The organism is Brevibacterium sp. LS14, from assembly GCF_012027885.1.
Lineage (GTDB): Bacteria > Actinomycetota > Actinomycetes > Actinomycetales > Brevibacteriaceae > Brevibacterium > Brevibacterium casei.
Map to the genome: position 1 here is coordinate 1 of NZ_SJXG01000032.1, position 16592 is coordinate 16592.

14 protein-coding genes are annotated in these 16592 nt (G+C 68.8%); 4 read left to right on the forward strand and 10 right to left on the reverse strand.

Features of this window, described 5'->3' with window-relative positions; genetic code table 11:
- The 4 genes from EZE58_RS03810 to EZE58_RS03825 form a co-directional block, all read right to left on the reverse strand.
- Positions 1-548 (reverse strand): MBL fold metallo-hydrolase (locus tag EZE58_RS03810; RefSeq protein WP_167559844.1); only part of this gene is annotated, 548 nt, incomplete at its 3' end.
- Positions 548-1639 carry an S-(hydroxymethyl)mycothiol dehydrogenase gene (locus EZE58_RS03815; protein WP_063248829.1) on the reverse strand — a complete coding sequence of 364 codons (1092 nt, stop codon included), beginning with the start codon at positions 1637-1639 and terminating at the stop codon, positions 548-550. The genes EZE58_RS03810 and EZE58_RS03815, both read right to left, overlap by 1 nt.
- 317 nt (positions 1640-1956) lie before the next feature.
- Positions 1957-2067 carry a methionine/alanine import family NSS transporter small subunit gene (locus EZE58_RS03820; RefSeq protein WP_009376483.1) on the reverse strand — a complete coding sequence of 37 codons (111 nt, stop codon included), beginning with the start codon at positions 2065-2067 and terminating at the stop codon, positions 1957-1959.
- Positions 2067-3653 (reverse strand): sodium-dependent transporter, encoded by a 1587-nt coding sequence (locus tag EZE58_RS03825; RefSeq protein WP_063248830.1) that lies wholly within the window; start codon positions 3651-3653, stop codon positions 2067-2069. Before EZE58_RS03825 ends, EZE58_RS03820 begins: the two co-directional genes overlap by 1 nt.
- A gap of 285 nt (positions 3654-3938) precedes the next feature.
- Here EZE58_RS03825 and cysS point away from each other — a divergent pair, with 285 nt between their 5' ends.
- Positions 3939-5390: a cysteine--tRNA ligase gene (cysS, locus tag EZE58_RS03830; protein WP_101623542.1), complete on the forward strand. Its 1452-nt coding sequence runs from the start codon at positions 3939-3941 to the stop codon at positions 5388-5390.
- A gap of 62 nt (positions 5391-5452) precedes the next feature.
- On the forward strand, positions 5453-6394 hold the full coding sequence (gene rlmB, locus EZE58_RS03835) for a 23S rRNA (guanosine(2251)-2'-O)-methyltransferase RlmB (RefSeq protein ID WP_009376476.1): 942 nt from the start codon (positions 5453-5455) through the stop codon (positions 6392-6394).
- Positions 6395-6559: 165 nt separating this feature from the next.
- Here the strand turns inward: rlmB and EZE58_RS03840 are convergent, their stop codons facing one another.
- The 4 genes from EZE58_RS03840 to EZE58_RS03855 form a co-directional block, all read right to left on the reverse strand.
- Positions 6560-8050: an amino acid permease gene (locus EZE58_RS03840; RefSeq protein WP_101623543.1), complete on the reverse strand. Its 1491-nt coding sequence runs from the start codon at positions 8048-8050 to the stop codon at positions 6560-6562.
- A gap of 56 nt (positions 8051-8106) precedes the next feature.
- Positions 8107-8997 carry an SDR family NAD(P)-dependent oxidoreductase gene (locus EZE58_RS03845; protein ID WP_167559939.1) on the reverse strand — a complete coding sequence of 297 codons (891 nt, stop codon included), beginning with the start codon at positions 8995-8997 and terminating at the stop codon, positions 8107-8109.
- Positions 8998-9345: 348 nt separating this feature from the next.
- Positions 9346-10635, reverse strand: coding sequence for a DUF4032 domain-containing protein (locus EZE58_RS03850; protein ID WP_009376470.1), 1290 nt, complete (start codon positions 10633-10635; stop codon positions 9346-9348).
- A gap of 3 nt (positions 10636-10638) precedes the next feature.
- Complete coding sequence (locus EZE58_RS03855; RefSeq protein ID WP_223289914.1) at positions 10639-11346, reverse strand: ABC transporter ATP-binding protein; 708 nt, start codon at positions 11344-11346, stop codon at positions 10639-10641.
- 301 nt (positions 11347-11647) lie between these two features.
- On the opposite strand from EZE58_RS03855, the gene EZE58_RS03860 reads away from it, so the two are divergent.
- Entirely contained in the window at positions 11648-12628 is a 981-nt protein-coding gene (locus EZE58_RS03860) for a LacI family DNA-binding transcriptional regulator (protein WP_101623545.1), read from the forward strand.
- Positions 12628-13677: a LacI family DNA-binding transcriptional regulator gene (locus EZE58_RS03865; protein ID WP_167559846.1), complete on the forward strand. Its 1050-nt coding sequence runs from the start codon at positions 12628-12630 to the stop codon at positions 13675-13677. Before EZE58_RS03860 ends, EZE58_RS03865 begins: the two co-directional genes overlap by 1 nt.
- A gap of 243 nt (positions 13678-13920) precedes the next feature.
- On the opposite strand, the gene EZE58_RS03870 is transcribed toward EZE58_RS03865, so the two are convergent.
- Positions 13921-14856 (reverse strand): trehalose-phosphatase, encoded by a 936-nt coding sequence (locus tag EZE58_RS03870; protein ID WP_167559848.1) that lies wholly within the window; start codon positions 14854-14856, stop codon positions 13921-13923.
- Between the two features lie 8 nt (positions 14857-14864).
- A complete protein-coding gene (locus EZE58_RS03875; RefSeq protein ID WP_119296919.1) occupies positions 14865-16559 on the reverse strand; it encodes a trehalose-6-phosphate synthase in 1695 nt (564 codons plus the stop codon).
- Positions 16560-16592: the final 33 nt, after the last annotated feature.

The window sequence follows — 16592 nt, forward strand, 5'->3', positions numbered from 1 at the left end:
TCGATGATCGTCTCGAAGCTCGAGTGCGAACGACCCGTCGCACCGGGGCCGCCGTTGAAGAGCGTGTCCCCGGAGAAGAGCACGGGACCGACGGCATGGCCGGCACCCGCCGAGGCGGGGACGGGCAGCCCGGTCTCGATGAAGAAGCTCGTCGACCCGGGGGAGTGGCCCGGGGTGTGCAGCGCCCGCAGGGTCACCCCTCCGACGGTCCACGTGTCACCGTCGGCGATCTGCCCCTCGGGGCGGTAGTCCTCGTAGGTCATGTCCCAGAGGACGTAGTCCTCGGGATTGAGGTAGACGGGCGGATTGCCCACCCGCTGCGCGAACTCGCGGACGACGCCGACGTGGTCGTCGTGACCGTGGGTAAGGAGAACGGCCTTGACCTCTCTCGATCCGACCGCCTCGGCGATGGCATCGACATCATGGGCGGGGTCGATGACGATGACCTCGGTGCCGTCCCCGACGATCCACACGTTGTTGTCGACGTCCCACGTCCCGCCGTCGAGGGAGAACGTTCCTGACGTGACGACATGCTCGATCGCAGCCATCAGAGCACCACCACCGATCGCAGGACCTTGCCTTCGCCCATTTTCTCAAACGCCTCCTCGACGTCGCCGATGCCGATGCGCTCGGTGACGAACTTCTCCAGCGGCAGGCGACCCTGCTCGTAGAGGTCGACGAGCATCGGGAAGTCGCGTTCGGGCAGGCAGTCGCCGTACCACGATGACTTGAGCTTCCCACCGCGACCGAAGACGTCGAGCAGCGGCACGCTCAGCTCCATTTCCGGAGTCGGCACGCCGACGAGGACGACGGTGCCGGCGAGGTCGCGGCCGTAGAAGGCCTGCCGCCACGTCTCCGGGCGGCCGACCGCGTCGATGACGACGTCGGCGCCGAAGCCGTTCGTCCGCTCCTGGATCGCGGCGACGACCTCGTCCTCGCTCATGCCGCGGGTGTTGATCGTGTCGGTGGCGCCGAGGTCCTTCGCCCACTCGAGCTTCGCATCGTCGATGTCGAGGGCGATGATCGTCCCGGCCCCGGCCAGGCGCGACCCGGCGATGGCCGCACAGCCGACGCCGCCGCAGCCGATGACGGCCACGGACTTCCCGCGCGTGACCTCACCGGTGTTGATGGCCGAGCCGATGCCGGCCATGATCCCGCAGCCGAGGAGTCCGACGACAGCCGGATCCGACTCGTCGACCTTCGTGCACTGTCCCGCGGCGACGAGCGTCTTCTCCGCGAACGACCCGATGCCGAGCGCCGGTGTGAGCTCGGTGCCGTCGGTGAGCGTCATCTTCTGTTCGGCGTTGTGCGTGTTGAAGCAGTACCACGGCTCGCCGCGCTTGCATGCCCGACATTCGCCGCAGACCGCGCGCCAGTTGAGGATGACGAAATCGCCGACCTCGACGTTCGTCACGCCCTCGCCCACCTCGGCGACGACGCCGGCCGACTCGTGGCCGAGGAGGAACGGGAAGTCATCGGAGATCCCGCCCTCGCGGTAGTGGAAGTCCGTGTGGCAGACACCGCAGGACTTGACGTCGACGACGACCTCGCCCGGTCCCGGGTCGGGGATGACGATGTCGGTGAGCTCGACCGGCGCACCCTTGCTCCGTGCGATGACGCCCTTGACGGTCTGTGGCATTGCGCCTCCTAGGGATGATCGGCGCAGGTCAGCTGGGTCGCTCCGCTGCGCCGACAGAGAGTTCGGACACGTCCACCCTAACCAGGCGACGAGTCCTCAGCCAGCGTGTCCGGCATCTGTCACGGATCGTCCCGCCGAGGCGAGGGTGGGGTTCCGTGATCCCCTCGCCGAGGCGGGGGCGGGGTTCCTGGATGCCCTCGCCGAGGTTGGGGTGGGGTTCCGGACGCACCACCACCTCGGCGGGGATGGCACCTGGAACAGCGAAGCGGGGCGCCTCCCGAAGGAGACGCCCCGCCTGACTCGTGTGACCGCGAGGGTCAGTCGACGTCCGTGTCCGGGTGCTTGCGCAGATGCACGATCGCAGCTGCCAGCCCGCCCCACACGGTGACCATGGCGATGATCATCATGACGATGGCTGAAGTGCCCATCAGTTCCCTCCTCGGATGGTGTCGTCGGCCGAGTGGCGTCCGGCGGGACGCTTGATCTCCTCGGCCACGGAATCGGCGATCGCCTCATCGGCTTCCTCGATCGTGCGCCTCGGCCACTTGATGAGCGAGAGCACGATCGCCGCGACGATGAGCAGTCCGATCATGCCCCAGCCGAAGACGCCGATGAGCAGCGCCGGGTACTCGCCGTAGCCTTCGGTCGCATAGGTGATGATCTGCGTGATGAGCATGTAGAGGAGCACCAGGGTGGTGACTCCGCCGAGGATGATCATCCAGAACCAGCCCACCTTGAAGCTCGAGATCGCGTTGAGGTGATCCCGGAGCGCGGGCAGCTTGCGCGCAAACCAGCCGACGACGATGAGGCCGACGACGGCCGCACCGACGATGCCGATGTTGTTGGCGAAGGCGTCCATCGTGTCGAGCACGTAGAGCGCGGTGACCGTCGACATGAGCAGGATCGAGATGATCGCCATGCCGCCGCCGACGAGGAGGATCGAGGCCTTGTTGCCGACCCCGAACTTCTCGCGCAGCGCCTGGATCGGCACCTGGACGATCGAGATGAGCGAGGTCAGGCCCGCGAAGACGAGGCACGCGAAGAACGCGAAGCCGAAGAGATTGCCTCCCGGCATCTCGGAGATGAGCGTCGGGAAGGCGACGAACGCCAGGCCGATGCCGCTGGTCGCGACATCGGAGACCGCTGCTCCCGACGCCGAGGCCATGAAGCCGAGAGCGGCGAAGACGCCGATGCCGGCGAGGATCTCGAAACCGGAGTTCGAGAAGGCCACGACGAGGCCCGAACCGGTGAGGTTCGTCTTCCGCTTGAGGTACGACGCGTAGGTGATCATGATGCCGAACGCGATCGAGAGCGAGAAGAAGATCTGACCGTAGGCCGCGATCCACACCTTCGGGTCGGCCAGGGCCGCGAAGTCCGGGGTGAAGAGCGCATCGAGACCCGCGGCCGCACCGGGCAGGAACAGCGCGCGGATGACGAGGATGAGGAAGAGGATGATGAGCAGCGGGATGAAGATCTTCGAGAAGCGGGCGATGCCGGCCTGGACGCCGCCGAGGAGCACTCCGAGCGTGATCACCCAGACGATGATGACGAGGATGAGGATGCTCGGCACGAACTCCATGGAGACCCCGGGGTCGCCCATCTTGAGGAAGCTGCCGAAGAAGTAGGTCTCCGCATCGTCGCCCCACGCCTGGTTGAGCGAGAAGATCATGTAGGCGCCCGCCCAGCCGATGATCGCGGCGTAGTAGATGCCGATGACGATGGCGACACCGGTCTGGAACCAGCCGATCGGTTCGGCCACCTTCGTCGCCATGCGGAAGGAGAGCGGAGCGGATCCGCGCGCACGATGGCCCATCGCGTAGTCGAAGAAGAGCAGCGGGATGCCCGCCGTCAGCAGCGCGACGAGGTAGGGGATGATGAAGGCGCCGCCGCCGTTCTCATACGTGACATACGGGAAGCGCCAGATGTTGCCGAGGCCGACTGCCGAACCGATGGCTGCGAAGATGAACGCGCCGCGGGTGGCGAAGACCTCCCTCTGGGATGTGGTGGTTGACATGATGACCTTTCGTTTTCACGCCGCCTCATGGGCATCGGTGCCGCATGCACGCGGATGATTGCCCACCAGCTTACTGGGAGTTGCTTGAGAACAGTGCCCCACATCACGTGTCGTGGGTCACAATTCGGCACCGATCCGAACTCCATCGTCGAGACAAGGACGATGTCCCTCGGACGCGGGGGTGACGACCCAGGAGACGACGGCGGGAGACGGCGGCACCACCTCGGCGGAATCCGGCGTCTGACCAGGACCACCTCGGCGGGGATGGCCGGTAGACTTGGGCGGGTGACTATCGCTCTGTACAACACCGCCACCCGCCGGACCTCCGAACTGCGGCCCGTCATCGACGGCCACGTGGGGATCTACGTCTGTGGGGCGACCGTGCAGGGCGAACCGCACATCGGGCACCTGCGTTCGGCGTCGGTCTTCGACGTGCTCCGCCGCTGGCTGCTCTACCGCGGCTACAGTGTCACGCTCATCCGCAACGTCACCGACATCGACGACAAGATCCTCTCGAAGTCCGTTGAGGAGGGCAGGCCGTGGTTCGCCCACGCCTTCCTCTATGAACGGGCCTTCACCGCCGCCTACGATGCACTCGACATCATGCCGCCGAGCTACGAGCCGCGCGCGACCGGCCACATCACGGAGATGCACGAGCTCATCGCGCGCCTCATCGACGCCGGCCACGCATACCCTGCGCTCGACGACAGCGGTGACGTCTACTTCTCGACGACCTCATGGCCGGACTACGGGGAGCTGACGAACCAGCGTCTCGAGGACATGGAGCCGGCCGAGGACTCGGACATGCGAGGGAAGAAGGATCCCCGGGACTTCGCGCTGTGGAAGGCCCACAAGCCCGGCGAACCCGAGACGGCCTCGTGGCCGTCCCCGTGGGGTCGCGGCCGACCCGGCTGGCACATCGAGTGCTCGGCGATGTCGACGAAATACTTGGGCCCCCACTTCGACATCCACGGCGGCGGACTCGACCTGCGCTTCCCGCATCACGAGAACGAACTCGCCCAGTCCCGTGCGGCCGGCGATGCGTTCACGAACGTGTGGATGCACTCCGGGCTGCTCAATGTGGGCGGCGACAAGATGTCGAAGTCACTAGGCAACTCGATCTTCGCCTCCGACCTCTTCGCCCAGTTCAGCCCCATCGCCGTCCGGTACTTCCTCACGAGCGCAAGCTACCGCTCCGTCCTCGAGTACTCACCCGAGGCGATGGAGCGCCAGACCGCCTCGCTCGAGCGGCTCTCGAACTTCCTCGACCGGGCCCGGCAGGCCCTCGGCGACGAGGCTCCCGCGCTGCCGAACGTCGAGGCCGCCTACGCCGACCGGAGCGTCGACGTGCCTGAGGATTTCGCGCTCGCCCTCGACGACGACCTCGGCGTGCCCCGTGCGCTCTCCGTCGTCTTCGCCCGGGTCACAGAAGGGGCAAAGCTCCTCGACTCCGGTGCGGACAAGCCGGGTCTGGCCCGGATCGTCGCCGAGGTGGAGCTCATGCTCGACATCCTCGGCGTCAACCCCAGCGCCGAGGTGTGGGGCGGTGCGAACGCGAACGCCCCGGCCGCGGCCGCCCTCGATTCCCTCGTGGCCGAACTCGCGCAGAAGAGGATCGAGGCGAAGGCCGAGAAGGACTTCGCGACCGCCGATGCGATCCGCGACGAACTCTCCGCTGCGGGCATCGCGATCGAGGACACCGCCGACGGCTACCGCTACCATCTCAAGAACAGCTGATCACGCTCGTCCCGGTCGGACCGGGACGGGCAGGACGGCACCGACGAACCAAGAGGACTGACATGGCATCGAACCCACGCTCCGGCGGGTCGAAGAAGAAGGGGCCGCCGAAGGGATCCGGCGGCAAGAACCGACGCGGACTCCAGGGCAAGGGCCCGACCCCCAAGGCCGAGGACCGGGTCTACCACAAGGCGCACAAGGCCGCGCAGGCCAAGCGGGCTGCGAACGCCTCGGCGCAGGCGAAGCGGAAGAAGAAGGAGCTCGGGCCGAACATGGTCGCCGGGCGCAACTCCGTGCTCGAGGCCCTGCGCGAGGACGTGCCGGCAACCGCGCTCTACGTCGCCAGCCGCATCGACTCCGACGACCGGGTCAAGGAGGCGATCTCGCTCGCTGCCGGGCGGGGCATCTCGATGCTCGAGGCCAGTCGCGCCGATCTCGACCGGCTCACCGATGATGCGATCCACCAGGGCATCGCTCTGCAGATCCCGCCGTACGAGTACGCCGACCCCCGCGACCTCCTCGAGTTCGCCGCCGAACGGGCCGAGACCCCGCTCATCGTCGCCCTCGACGGGGTGACCGATCCGCGCAACCTCGGCGCGATCGTCCGCTCCGTCGCGGCCTTCGGCGGTCACGGGGTCATCATCCCCGAACGCCGTGCCGCCTCGATGACGGCTGCCGCATGGAAGACCTCGGCCGGTGCCGCCTCGCGGATCAAGGTCGCCCAGGTCGTCAACCTCGCCCGCGCGATCGACGAGCTCAAGAAGCAGGGCGTCTTCGTCGTCGGACTCGACATGGACGGCGAGGTCGACCTGCCCGAGCTCACGTTCAGCCGGGATCCGCTGTGCATCGTCGTCGGCTCCGAGGGCAAAGGGCTCTCCCGCCTCATCGCCGACAAGTGCGACCAGATCGTCTCGATCCCGATCGCCGCGACCACCGAGTCGCTCAACGCCGGCATCGCCGCCGCCGTCAGCCTCTACGAGGTCGCCCGCGCCCGCCGCGACTGAGCGGTCTCAGCCACCGTCCGGGCGCTGAGCCCTCGCTCACAGCAACCCCGCCGTCGAGGGGCTGTGCTTCCAGATGTCTTCCGGACGCTGTGCAACCCGGCTCGGGGTTGCCCAGCGCCCGGAGGGTTGCTGGGATGGTGGCTCTGAGGAGTGGAGCCCGCGCGCTCAGGCGTCGAGGCTCTCCCGGTAGGCGGCGTCACTCATCGTGCCCACGCGTGAGTGGCGGCGGCTGTAGCCGAAGTAGATGAGGAACCCGACGAACATCCAGATCCCGAAGACCGCCCAGGTGACCCCGCCGAGGTTGAGCATGAGGAATGCGCATGCGAGCGCCCCGAGGACGGGGATCGTGTACCCGAGAGGGGCCTTGAAGGAGCGTTCGAGTTCCGGCTTCGTCACCCGCAGGTAGATGACGGCGACGTTGACGAGGCAGAACGCGAAGAGCGTGCCGATGCTCGTCGCGTTCGCGAGCTCGCCGAGGGGGATGAGGGCCGCAGTGATCGCCACGAGCGTGCCGGTCACGAGCGTGCCGATGAGCGGCGTTCCCGTGCGCGGGGAGACGATGCCGAAGAAGCGCGGGACCATGCCGTCACGCGACATCGTCAGCAGGATGCGCGACTGGCCGTAGAGGACGGTGATGACGACGGAGAAGATCGCGAGCACCGAGGACGCTGCGAAGAGGAAGACCGCGAAGTTCGACTGCGTGATCTCGTGGACGATCTGCACGAGCGGGGCTGTCGTCGTCTCGAGGCCGAACCACTCCCACTCCCGAGCGCCGATCGCAGTGACGGCGACGAGGACGTACATCGAGGTGACGATGACCATTGAGAGGATGATCGCCCGCGGCAGATCGCGCTTGGGGTTCTTCGCCTCCTCGCCGGCGGTCGAGGCGGCATCGAAGCCGATGTAGGAGAAGAAGACGATCGAGGCGGCCGCGGTGACTCCGGCGGCACCCATCGGCAGGAGCGGTTCGAAGTTGCCGGCCTTGAACGCGGTGAACGCGACGATCGAGAAGAAGACGAGGATGCCGATCTTGACGAAGACGATGATCGTGTTGACGACGCCGGACTCCTTCGCCCCGCGCATGAGGAGGATCGTCGCGAGAGCGACGACGATGAGAGCCGAGAGGTTGATGACCCCGCCCGGCTGCTCGGGACCCGATGCGAGCGCCGGCGGCAGTTCGACGCCGAAGATCCGCAGCGTCTCGTTGACGTAGTCCGCGGCACCGACGGCGACAGCGGCGACCGAGACCGCGTACTCGAGGACAAGGCACCAGCCGCAGACCCAGGCCACACCCTCACCGAGGGTCGCATACGTGTACGAGTAGCTCGACCCGGACACCGGCACCATGCCCGCCATCTCCGCATAGCTCACCGCCGAGAGCAGAGCCGTGATGCCGGCGAGGATGAACGCGATCCACACACCGGGACCGGCGATCGGCACCGCCTCGCCGAGGATGACGAGGATTCCCGTTCCCAGGGTCGCACCGACGCTGATCATGGTGAGCTGGAAGACTCCGAATGTGCGCCGCAGCTCCTGCGAATTCGCGTCCTCGGTGTCCTTGATCATGCTGGTGATCGACTTGCGGCGTCCGAGCTGACGGACGATTCCTGGGCGCTGCCCCGACGGTGGTGCAGGCGTGCTCTGCGGAGAACTCATTGAGCCATTGTCACATGTGCCCGGGAGACCTCCGTCACGGAGGTCCCGGTACCGCCTCAGACCCGCGGAGTGAACCGTCCGTCGTGGGCCATCCACCCGCCGTCGACGAGCTGCGACGTCCCCGTCACGTACGACGAGGCGTCGGAGGCGAGGAAGAGCACCGGTCCGGCGATCTCGTGGAGTCGGCCCCAACGGCCGAGCGCGGTCTTGTCCGCGTACGCGTCCCACCACTGCTCGTCGGCCTTGATCTGCTGGGTGAGCGGGGTGTCGAAGGGCCCGGGGAGGATCGCGTTGACGCGCACCCCGTCGGGGCCGAGTTCGCTCGCGAGCGTCTTCGTCAGTTGGACGACCCCGGCCTTGGCCGCGGCGTAGATGCCCTGTCCGGGTTCGACGGTGATCGCCCGGAACGAGGCGAAGGTGACGATCGATCCGCGTCCGCGCTCGGCCATCTCGGCGCCGAAGCCGCGCATCAGCCGGTACGTGCCCTTGAGGTTGATGTCGATGACACGGTCGAACTCGTCGTCGGTCGTCGTGGTCAGGCGCTTGCGGACGTTGGCCCCGGGCGTGACGACGAGGATCTCCGCGTCGGGGAACGCGCTGACGAGGGCGGTGACGGAGTCCGTGTCGGTGATGTCGACGACCGCGGCCGTCGCCGGGACCGGGCTCGAGACGACGTCCGAGTCCGGCCCCTGTCCCGAGCGCGACTCGGCCCCCGCTTCCGGTTCCGCATGCGACCCCGTTCCGCCCCGCGCGCGCTCGGTGATGATGCGCACGGTCTCCTCAGCGCCGGCGGCATTGAGGTCGGCTGCGATGACGTGGGCACCGGCATCGGCGAGCCCGATCGCCGAGGCCTGCCCGAGCCCCGACCCGGCACCGACGACGACGGCCGTGCGCCCCGTGAGATCGAAGAGGGAGGGGATCGAGAGGCTGCCCTCGTTCGTCGGCACCGCCTGCGCAGAGGGGGCCGATGGCGCGGTCGTCGCAGCGGATGCGGGAGGTGGGGGCGGCGCAGGGGCAGCCGTCGGAGTGGGCTCAGTCGGGTCCTGCGTCATCGGAGGTCCTTCCTCCCGGCTTACGCGGCCGGGCAGAACGGGGTGCGCGCTGCATCGTTGCAGATCCGAGCACCGGAAGTGGGGCGTTGAGCCCAAGCTATGCCCGCCGAGGCGGCCCCGGCCACCGATGTCCACGTCGTGGACGCTGCGACCCGGCTGTCACCCGCGCCGACCCGGCCGTCTCCTCGGCGAGGGGCGGACGCCAGTCCATCGCGACCCGGCGGGACCGCTGCGACCCGGCCGTCACCTCGGCGGGGGCTGGACGTACCGGGATTCGTCGGGCAGCTTCGCGAGGTCGTCCATGATGAAGTAGGCGATCGCCTCGCGCAGGGGGATGTCGCGCTGCCTGGCCTGGGCCATGACCCGGCGGTGCTCGACGAACTCGTAGAAGATCTGCCCGGGTTCGAGCTTGTTCATCAGGCTTTCGGGGATCCCGCCGATGAGCGGCTTGTAGACCTCGTCGAGCCAGATCCTCGCTGCCTCCTCCTCGCTCAGCTCGACCGGCATCTCACCGGAGCCGTGCGCGCCGCCGGTGAACCCGGGCGCCGTCCGGTAGGAGTCGAGGTCGTTGAGCATCGCGCGGGCCTGGTTCTCGTTCGCCCCGATTCCCGTCAGGCGCAGCAGGCGCCTCGAATGGTGGTTGGGTTCGACGACCTTCGGCTCGACGAGGAGGCTGACCCCGTCGAGGTCGGTCGTGACCGTGAGTTCGCCGAGGTCGAAGCCGAGATCGTTGAGCCGGCGGATGCGCTCGTCGATGCGCCAGCGTTCGTTGACGGAGAACTCCTCGACCCGGGTGAGCTCGGCCCACAGCCCGTTGTAGGCCTCGAAGAGGCGGTCCCCGGCGGCGAGCGGGTCGACGTCGGGTTCGACGAGGCCGGCGGCCTGGAGGTCGAGGAAGTCCCCGGCGATGTTCGTCCGTGCGATCCGCAGGTCCATCTCCCGCTGCCCGTCCGACAGGGAGTCGTGGAGCTCCCCGGTCTCCGCATCGACGACGTAGGCGGCATAGGCGTCGGCGTCACGGCGGAAGAGCGTGTTCGACAGGGACACGTCCCCCCAGTAGAAGCCGACGAGGTGGAGGCGGGCGAGCAGGACGGCGAGGGCGTCGACGAGGCGGCCGGCCGTGTCCTCGGCCAGTGCCCGCGAGAAGAGCGCTCGGTAGGGCAGGGAGAAGTCGAGGTGCGTGGTCACGAGCGCTCCCGGCAGCTCCTGCCCGTCGGCGGTGCGCCGTCCCGTGATGTAGGCCCGGGGTTCGACGGAGGGGACATCGAGGTTCTCGAGCACGCCGAGGATGTCGAACTCCCGCAGCGCCTGCCGGTCCTCGGTCTCCTTGATCGCGAGCAGTTCGTCGCCGTTCTCGATGAACCGCACGATGTGGCGGGAGATGCCGCGGGGGAGTCCGCCCATGAGGTCTGTCGGCCAGTCGGCGAGCGGAAGATCCCACGGCAGCTGCGCCAACATCGCCCGGTCGGCGGGGTCGACGGTGTGGATCGTGGGGCCCGAGGTCGTGGTCTCGGCCCCTGCGGAGCCGGGCACTGGTCAGCTGTCCGTGTCGGCGATCGAGGCGACGAGCGCCTCGGCGACCTCCGGCTCCTCGACTCCGATGAGCCGGCCGTGGTCGAGGAAGGCGATGCGGTCGGCGAGGATCTTCGCATCCTCGAGGTTCGACGTCGCATAGAGGGTGGTGAGCCCGAAGTCCTGCTGGAGGTCCTTGATGAGGCGGACGGTGTCGGCCTGGTGCTCGGGCACGAGGTTGACGACGGGTTCGTCCATGATGAGGACCTTGGGCTCGCGCACGATCGCCCGGGCCAGCGCGATCGTCTGTCGCTGCAGGGGAGAGAGGTCCCCGGGCACGGAGTCGAGGATCGAGCTCAGTCCGATCTTCTCGGCCACGGACTCGACTCGGGAGGCGATCTCCTCGGCGGGCAGACCGTCGATGCGCAGCGCGAAGCCGAGGTTGTCGCGCACGCTCATGTGCGGGTAGAGGGCGTAGGACTCGAGCGCGAGCGTGACGTCGCGGTCGTTGACGGCGGCGTGGGTGACGTCGACGCCGTCGATGAGGATCGTCCCCGACCTCGGAGCCTCAAGTCCGTGGAGCATGCGCAGGATCGTCGACTTGCCCGATCCTGAGGGGCCGTAGAGGACGAGGAACTCGCCGTCGTCGATGAAGAGATTGAACGGATGGACCGAAGGGGACACCGTGTTCTCGTACGCGTGGCTGAGGCCATTCAACGACACTGTTGACATGTCAGCTCCTTCTCCGTCGGCCGTGAGCAGCAGGTCGTCGGTGACCTGCAGGGATGCTCAGTCCCCTTCATCCTATGCGGTCGCCGCCGCCCGGAGATAGGGACTTCGACACAGCGTAGAGTGATTCTCAGCACTGTGACAGCGCATGTGCACGGGCCTGAACGCGGGCTGAGTCGAACCTCGCCGAGGCGGTCGACGGGATCCGTCGACGGTGGCCGACCAGTGAGGCCGACCAGCAGAGCCGACCAGCGGAGCCGATCGACAGAGCCGACCAGCAGAGCCGATCAGTAGACTCGGGACCATGAGGGTCACGCTCGAGGAGGTCGCCGCACGCGCAGGTGTGTCCCTGGCGACCGTGTCCCGGGTGATCGGACGCCGCGGAGCCGTCGCCGAGACGACGCGGGCCGCCGTGCTCACCGCGATGGACGAACTCGGCTACACCCGCTCGACCCTGCTGCCCGAGTCTCCGCGCCGCCTCGTCGCCGTCGGAGCCCCCGGCAATCCCGAGTACTGGCAGACGCAGGTGTGCACCCGCGTGGCCACCGCCCTCCAGGACCAGGGGCTGCTCATCACCCGCCCGCCCGTCGAGACCGACTCCGCGCCGCTCGACATCGCGATCGCCGCGGGTGCCGTCGCGCTCGTCACCCCGACTCTGACCTCCCTGCACACCTCCATCCCGTGCATCCGCGTCGACGAGCAGTCGGCGAGCCTGGCCGAGGGCGGGACCGGCGACATCATCGCCGCCCGCCTCGACCTCGGCGGGGGGATGACGACGGCGTTCGAGCATCTGCGCGCGATCGGACACCGTCGCATCGGTCTCATCTGCAACGACACCGGGGAGCTCGCGACCCAGCTGATCCAGCGCTTCCTCGCCGAGCATCCCGCACGGTCCTACGGACTGCCGCTTGAGGACTGGATCGCCCCGGTCCCGAAGTCCTTCTCGGGCGGCTCCCGGGCGATCCTCGAACTCAAGGACGCGACGTGCACGGCCGTCATCGTCCAGTCCGCGCTCCAGCTCCACGGGGCGCTGCACGGACTGCGGAACCGCCGCCTCCAGGTGCCGCGGGACATGTCGCTCGTCGGCTTCGGCGACTCGCCGACGATGCGCTTCACCGGGCCGCCGGCGACCGTGCTCGGCATCGACGTCAACGGTCTCTCCCAGGCGCTCATCGAGGCCACGCTGAGCACCCTGCGGATCACCCCCGGGGGTCCTGCCACCGTCCCGCCGGTCTTCCGCCCGCGCCTCTTCGCGAGGGGCTCGACCGCGGCGGCGAGGCAGTGATGGGCGCCTCCTCGAAGCAGGTGCGCCTGGCCGAGATCGCCGACCTCGCCGGGGTCTCGACGGCCACGGTCTCCCGTGCGCTGCGGGACCCGGGAGCGGTCTCGGCCGCCTCGGCGGAGAAGGTGCGCCAGGCGCTCTCCGTCCTCGGCATCGAGACCCCGGCGGTGAACCCGTCCGGCATCCCCCTCATCGCCCTCGTCCGCCCGTCCGCCCCCGCCGGCAACGTCGACCCGTACACGAACCTCTTCGAGATCCTCACCAACCGGATGTTCGCCCAGGGCATCGCCGTCGTCCACGTCGAAGCCGAACTCGAGCGCACCGAGGCGATCGCCGATTCCCTGCTCGGCCCGGTCGCCGAGCACGGAGGCGAATCCTCGGGTCCGCGGATCGCCGGAGCGATCGTCCTCGGCGGGGGAGCGGCCGGGGCGCTCGCGGCCAGACTCTCCGAGCGCGGGCTGCCGCTCATCCGCGTCTCGAACGCCCGCCACGACGACGGGATCTCCCGCATCGTCCTCGACGCCTCCGACGGCATCGCCACCGCCGTCCAGCATCTCGTCCACCTGGGGCACCGGCGCATCGGTCTCGCCGTGCTCAGAGACACGGCCGCGGCCGCCCGGATCGCCGGGTTCCGCCGGTCGATGGCAAGCGTCCTCCACATTCCCGCGACCCGCGATCAGGCGCCCGTCGTCGAGGCCGCGGGCGGACCGATGGCAGGGGTCGCGGCTGCCGAGGAGCTCCTCGACCTCGGGTGCACCGCGGTCATCGCGTGCGCCCCCTCGCTCTCCTTCGGCATCCTCGAGGCCGCCGCGCGCGCCCGTCTCGACGTCCCCCGGGACCTCTCGCTGCTCACGGTCGGCGACATGCCCGATGCCGACGTCATCGCCCCGCCGCTGTCGCAGGTCAGCTACGACTGGGAGACGATCGCGGCCTCGGCCCTCGACGAGGTGGAGGCGATGATCGCCGCCCCGACGCGAGCGAGACGGGTCGACTACTCGGTCACTCCCGACCTCGTCCTCCGCGCCAGCGCCGTGCCCCCGCAGCGAAGGTAGGACGCGGGGCCTGGACCTCGATGCCCTGCAGAGTTGCCCGCACATGATGTCGTCGTTCGTGCCCGATGTCGTCGCCCGTGCGCCTGCGATTTGCTGGTCACTGCGCCGAGGCTGGCGGGCCGGATCGGGCTGATCGACCTCGGCGGATCGACCAGCAAATACTCGCAGCCTCGGCGGAGTGACCAGCAAATCCTGCAGGCCTCGGCGGAGTGACCAGCGAATCCTACCCAGGCGGCGTCCGCGTCAGGAGGCAGTGAACTCCGCGCGCTCGTCGGCGAGGCGGGTGAGGAGCGTCGCGACGGCGTCGGGGTCGGCGATGCGCAGCTCGGCCTGCGTCGGTGCCGATCCGACCTTGATGCCGACCCCGGTGACCTCGGGCCGCATCTCCGCGAGTTCGGCGAAGGCGTCCTCGTCGGTGATGTCGTCGCCGAGGTAGAGGGCCGCTGTCGGGTGCACCTCGGCGACCAGCGCCCGGATGCCGGTGCCCTTCGTCGCCTGGCTCACGGCGAGTTCGGTGATGTCGTGTCCCTCGATGACGCGGATGCCGCCGTGCTCGGCCTGGACCGAGACGACGTGCTCGCGCAGGGACGCGGCGAGTCCGGGTGCCATTCCGCGCGTGTGCACGGTGCGGGAGTAGGGTTTGCGCTCGATCCGCAGGTCGAAGCCCTCGCGGTCGCTGAGCGTCGTCAGCTCGGCGAGGTGGTCATCGATCGCCGCGAGCAGCTCCTCCTCGTCGTTCGTCACGGCGTTCGCCTCGGTCGGGTCCGGCGCCGAGGCGGTCGCCGCGGACTCCGTCCCCGAGGCGGTCGCCGCGGACTCCGTCCCCGAGGCGTCCTGCCCCGGGCCGAGGTCGATCTCCGCCCCGTGGGAGCCGACGATCATCGCCGAGGCCGGAGGATCGGCGAGCTCGCGCAGGGTCGCAACGTCCCGGCCGGAGACGAGCGCGAGCTGCGTGTTCGGCAGGGACGCGATCCTCGCGATCGCCTCCGCCGAGGCGGGCAGGACCCGACTGAGGGAGGGGTCGTCCTGCAAGGGGGCGAGCACGCCGTCGAAGTCGAGGGCGACGAGGAGGTCGTCCGCCTCGGCGAGGGGGCGCAGATCCACGTCAGCGGGGTCGCTGAGCGGAGGAGTGAGGGAATCGGAAACGGCAGGCGGCATCGAGGTCGAGTCCGAGGTCACGGCGGCTCCTAGGTCGCTGAACGGGTGTCGGGTGTGGACTGCGCGCCGTCGGTCGACGCAGGCGTGGAGGACGAGGGTGCGGCCGCGGGTGTCGCAGACGGCACCGGGGCGACCGGCGAGCGCTCGGGCACCGGAGCCGATTCGGGCGCTGGAGTCGTCTCCTGGGCTGGAGTCGACGGTGCCTGTTCGGGGGCGGCCGGCTGGGCAGCGGGACGACCCTGCGGGGCGGGACGGTCGGGGACGACGGCCTCGGGGGTGTCGCGGATCGCATCGAGCTCGGCGAGGAACTTCTTCGACCACGCGCTCACGGTGTCGGTCCTCACCTTCTTCCGCATCTGCCGCATCCGCCGGCTGCGCGTCTTCGGGTCCATGTTCACGGCCTCGAGGATGCCGGCCTTGAGGTTGCCGATGTCGTGCGGGTTGACGAGCACCGCCCCGGCCAGCTGCTCGGCGGCGCCGGCGAACTCCGAGAGGACGAGCGCACCGTCGTCGTGGAGGCGGCAGGCGACGTACTCCTTGGCGACGAGGTTCATCCCGTCGCGCAGGGCGGTGACGAGCATGACGTCGGCGGCGATGAAGAACGCCGTCATCTCATCGCGCGGATAGGAGTGGTGGAGGTAGTGGACGGCGATCGAGCCGATGTCCGCCTGCTCGCCGTTGATCCGTCCCACCGCGAGCTCGACGTCGTGGCGGATGAGCTTGTACTGCTCGAGCCGCTCCCTGGACGGGGTGGCGATCTGGATGAGGACGATGTCCTCGACGTCGAGTCTGCCTTCGGCGAGCAGCTCGCCGAAAGCCTTGAGCCGGTGCCGGATGCCCTTCGTGTAGTCCATCCGGTCGACGCCGAGCATGATCACCTTGGGATTGCCGACCTCCTCGCGGATCTGCGCGGCCCGTTCGATGATCTTCGGGTCGGCGGCGAGCTCTTCGAGGTAGGGGGTGTCGATGGAGATGGGGAACGCCTCGGCGCGCACGAGGTGGCCGGGAAGGTCGCCGTCGGCGGGGACGGTGACCGTCGAGCCCTTCGTCGTGAAGCCGAGCCGACCGCGCACGGCCCGACGGAAGTTCGCGGCGTCCGCGGGGCGCTGGAAGCCGATGAGGTCGGCGCCGAGGAGGCCGCGGAGGATCTCGTCGCGCCACGGCAGCTGCGCGAAGAGTTCGAACGGCGGGAAGGGGATGTGGTTGAAGAAGCCGATCCGCAGATCCGGGCGCATCCGGCGGACGAGCTGCGGGACGAGCTGGAGCTGGTAGTCGTGGACCCACACGGTCGCGGACTCGGCGGCCACCTCGGCGACCTTCTGCGCGAAGCGCTCATTCACCCGCACATACGCGTCCCACCACGTCCGGTGGTACTCGGGCGGGGCGATGACGTCGTGGTAGAGCGGCCACAGGGTGGCGTTGGAGAACCCTTCGTAGTACCTGAGGACATCCTCATTTGTCAGGGTCACCGGGATGAGATGCATCCCATCGATGGTGAAGGGGTCGAAGTCGACGTCGGCGACACCCGTCCAGCCGATCCACGCCCCCTCCTGCGCCTTCATGACCGGGGCGACCGCGGTGACCAAACCCCCAGGTGAGGTACGCCATTCACGATCGGGATCGGATGCGTCGCGATCGACGGGGAGTCGGTTCGCGACGACGACGAAATCACTCTCGCCGAACGGTTCCGCAGTCTCGGATCCAGCGGCGTCGACGGTGCTCATCTGCGCCTCCTCAAGTCTCGTTGCTTGGAACGA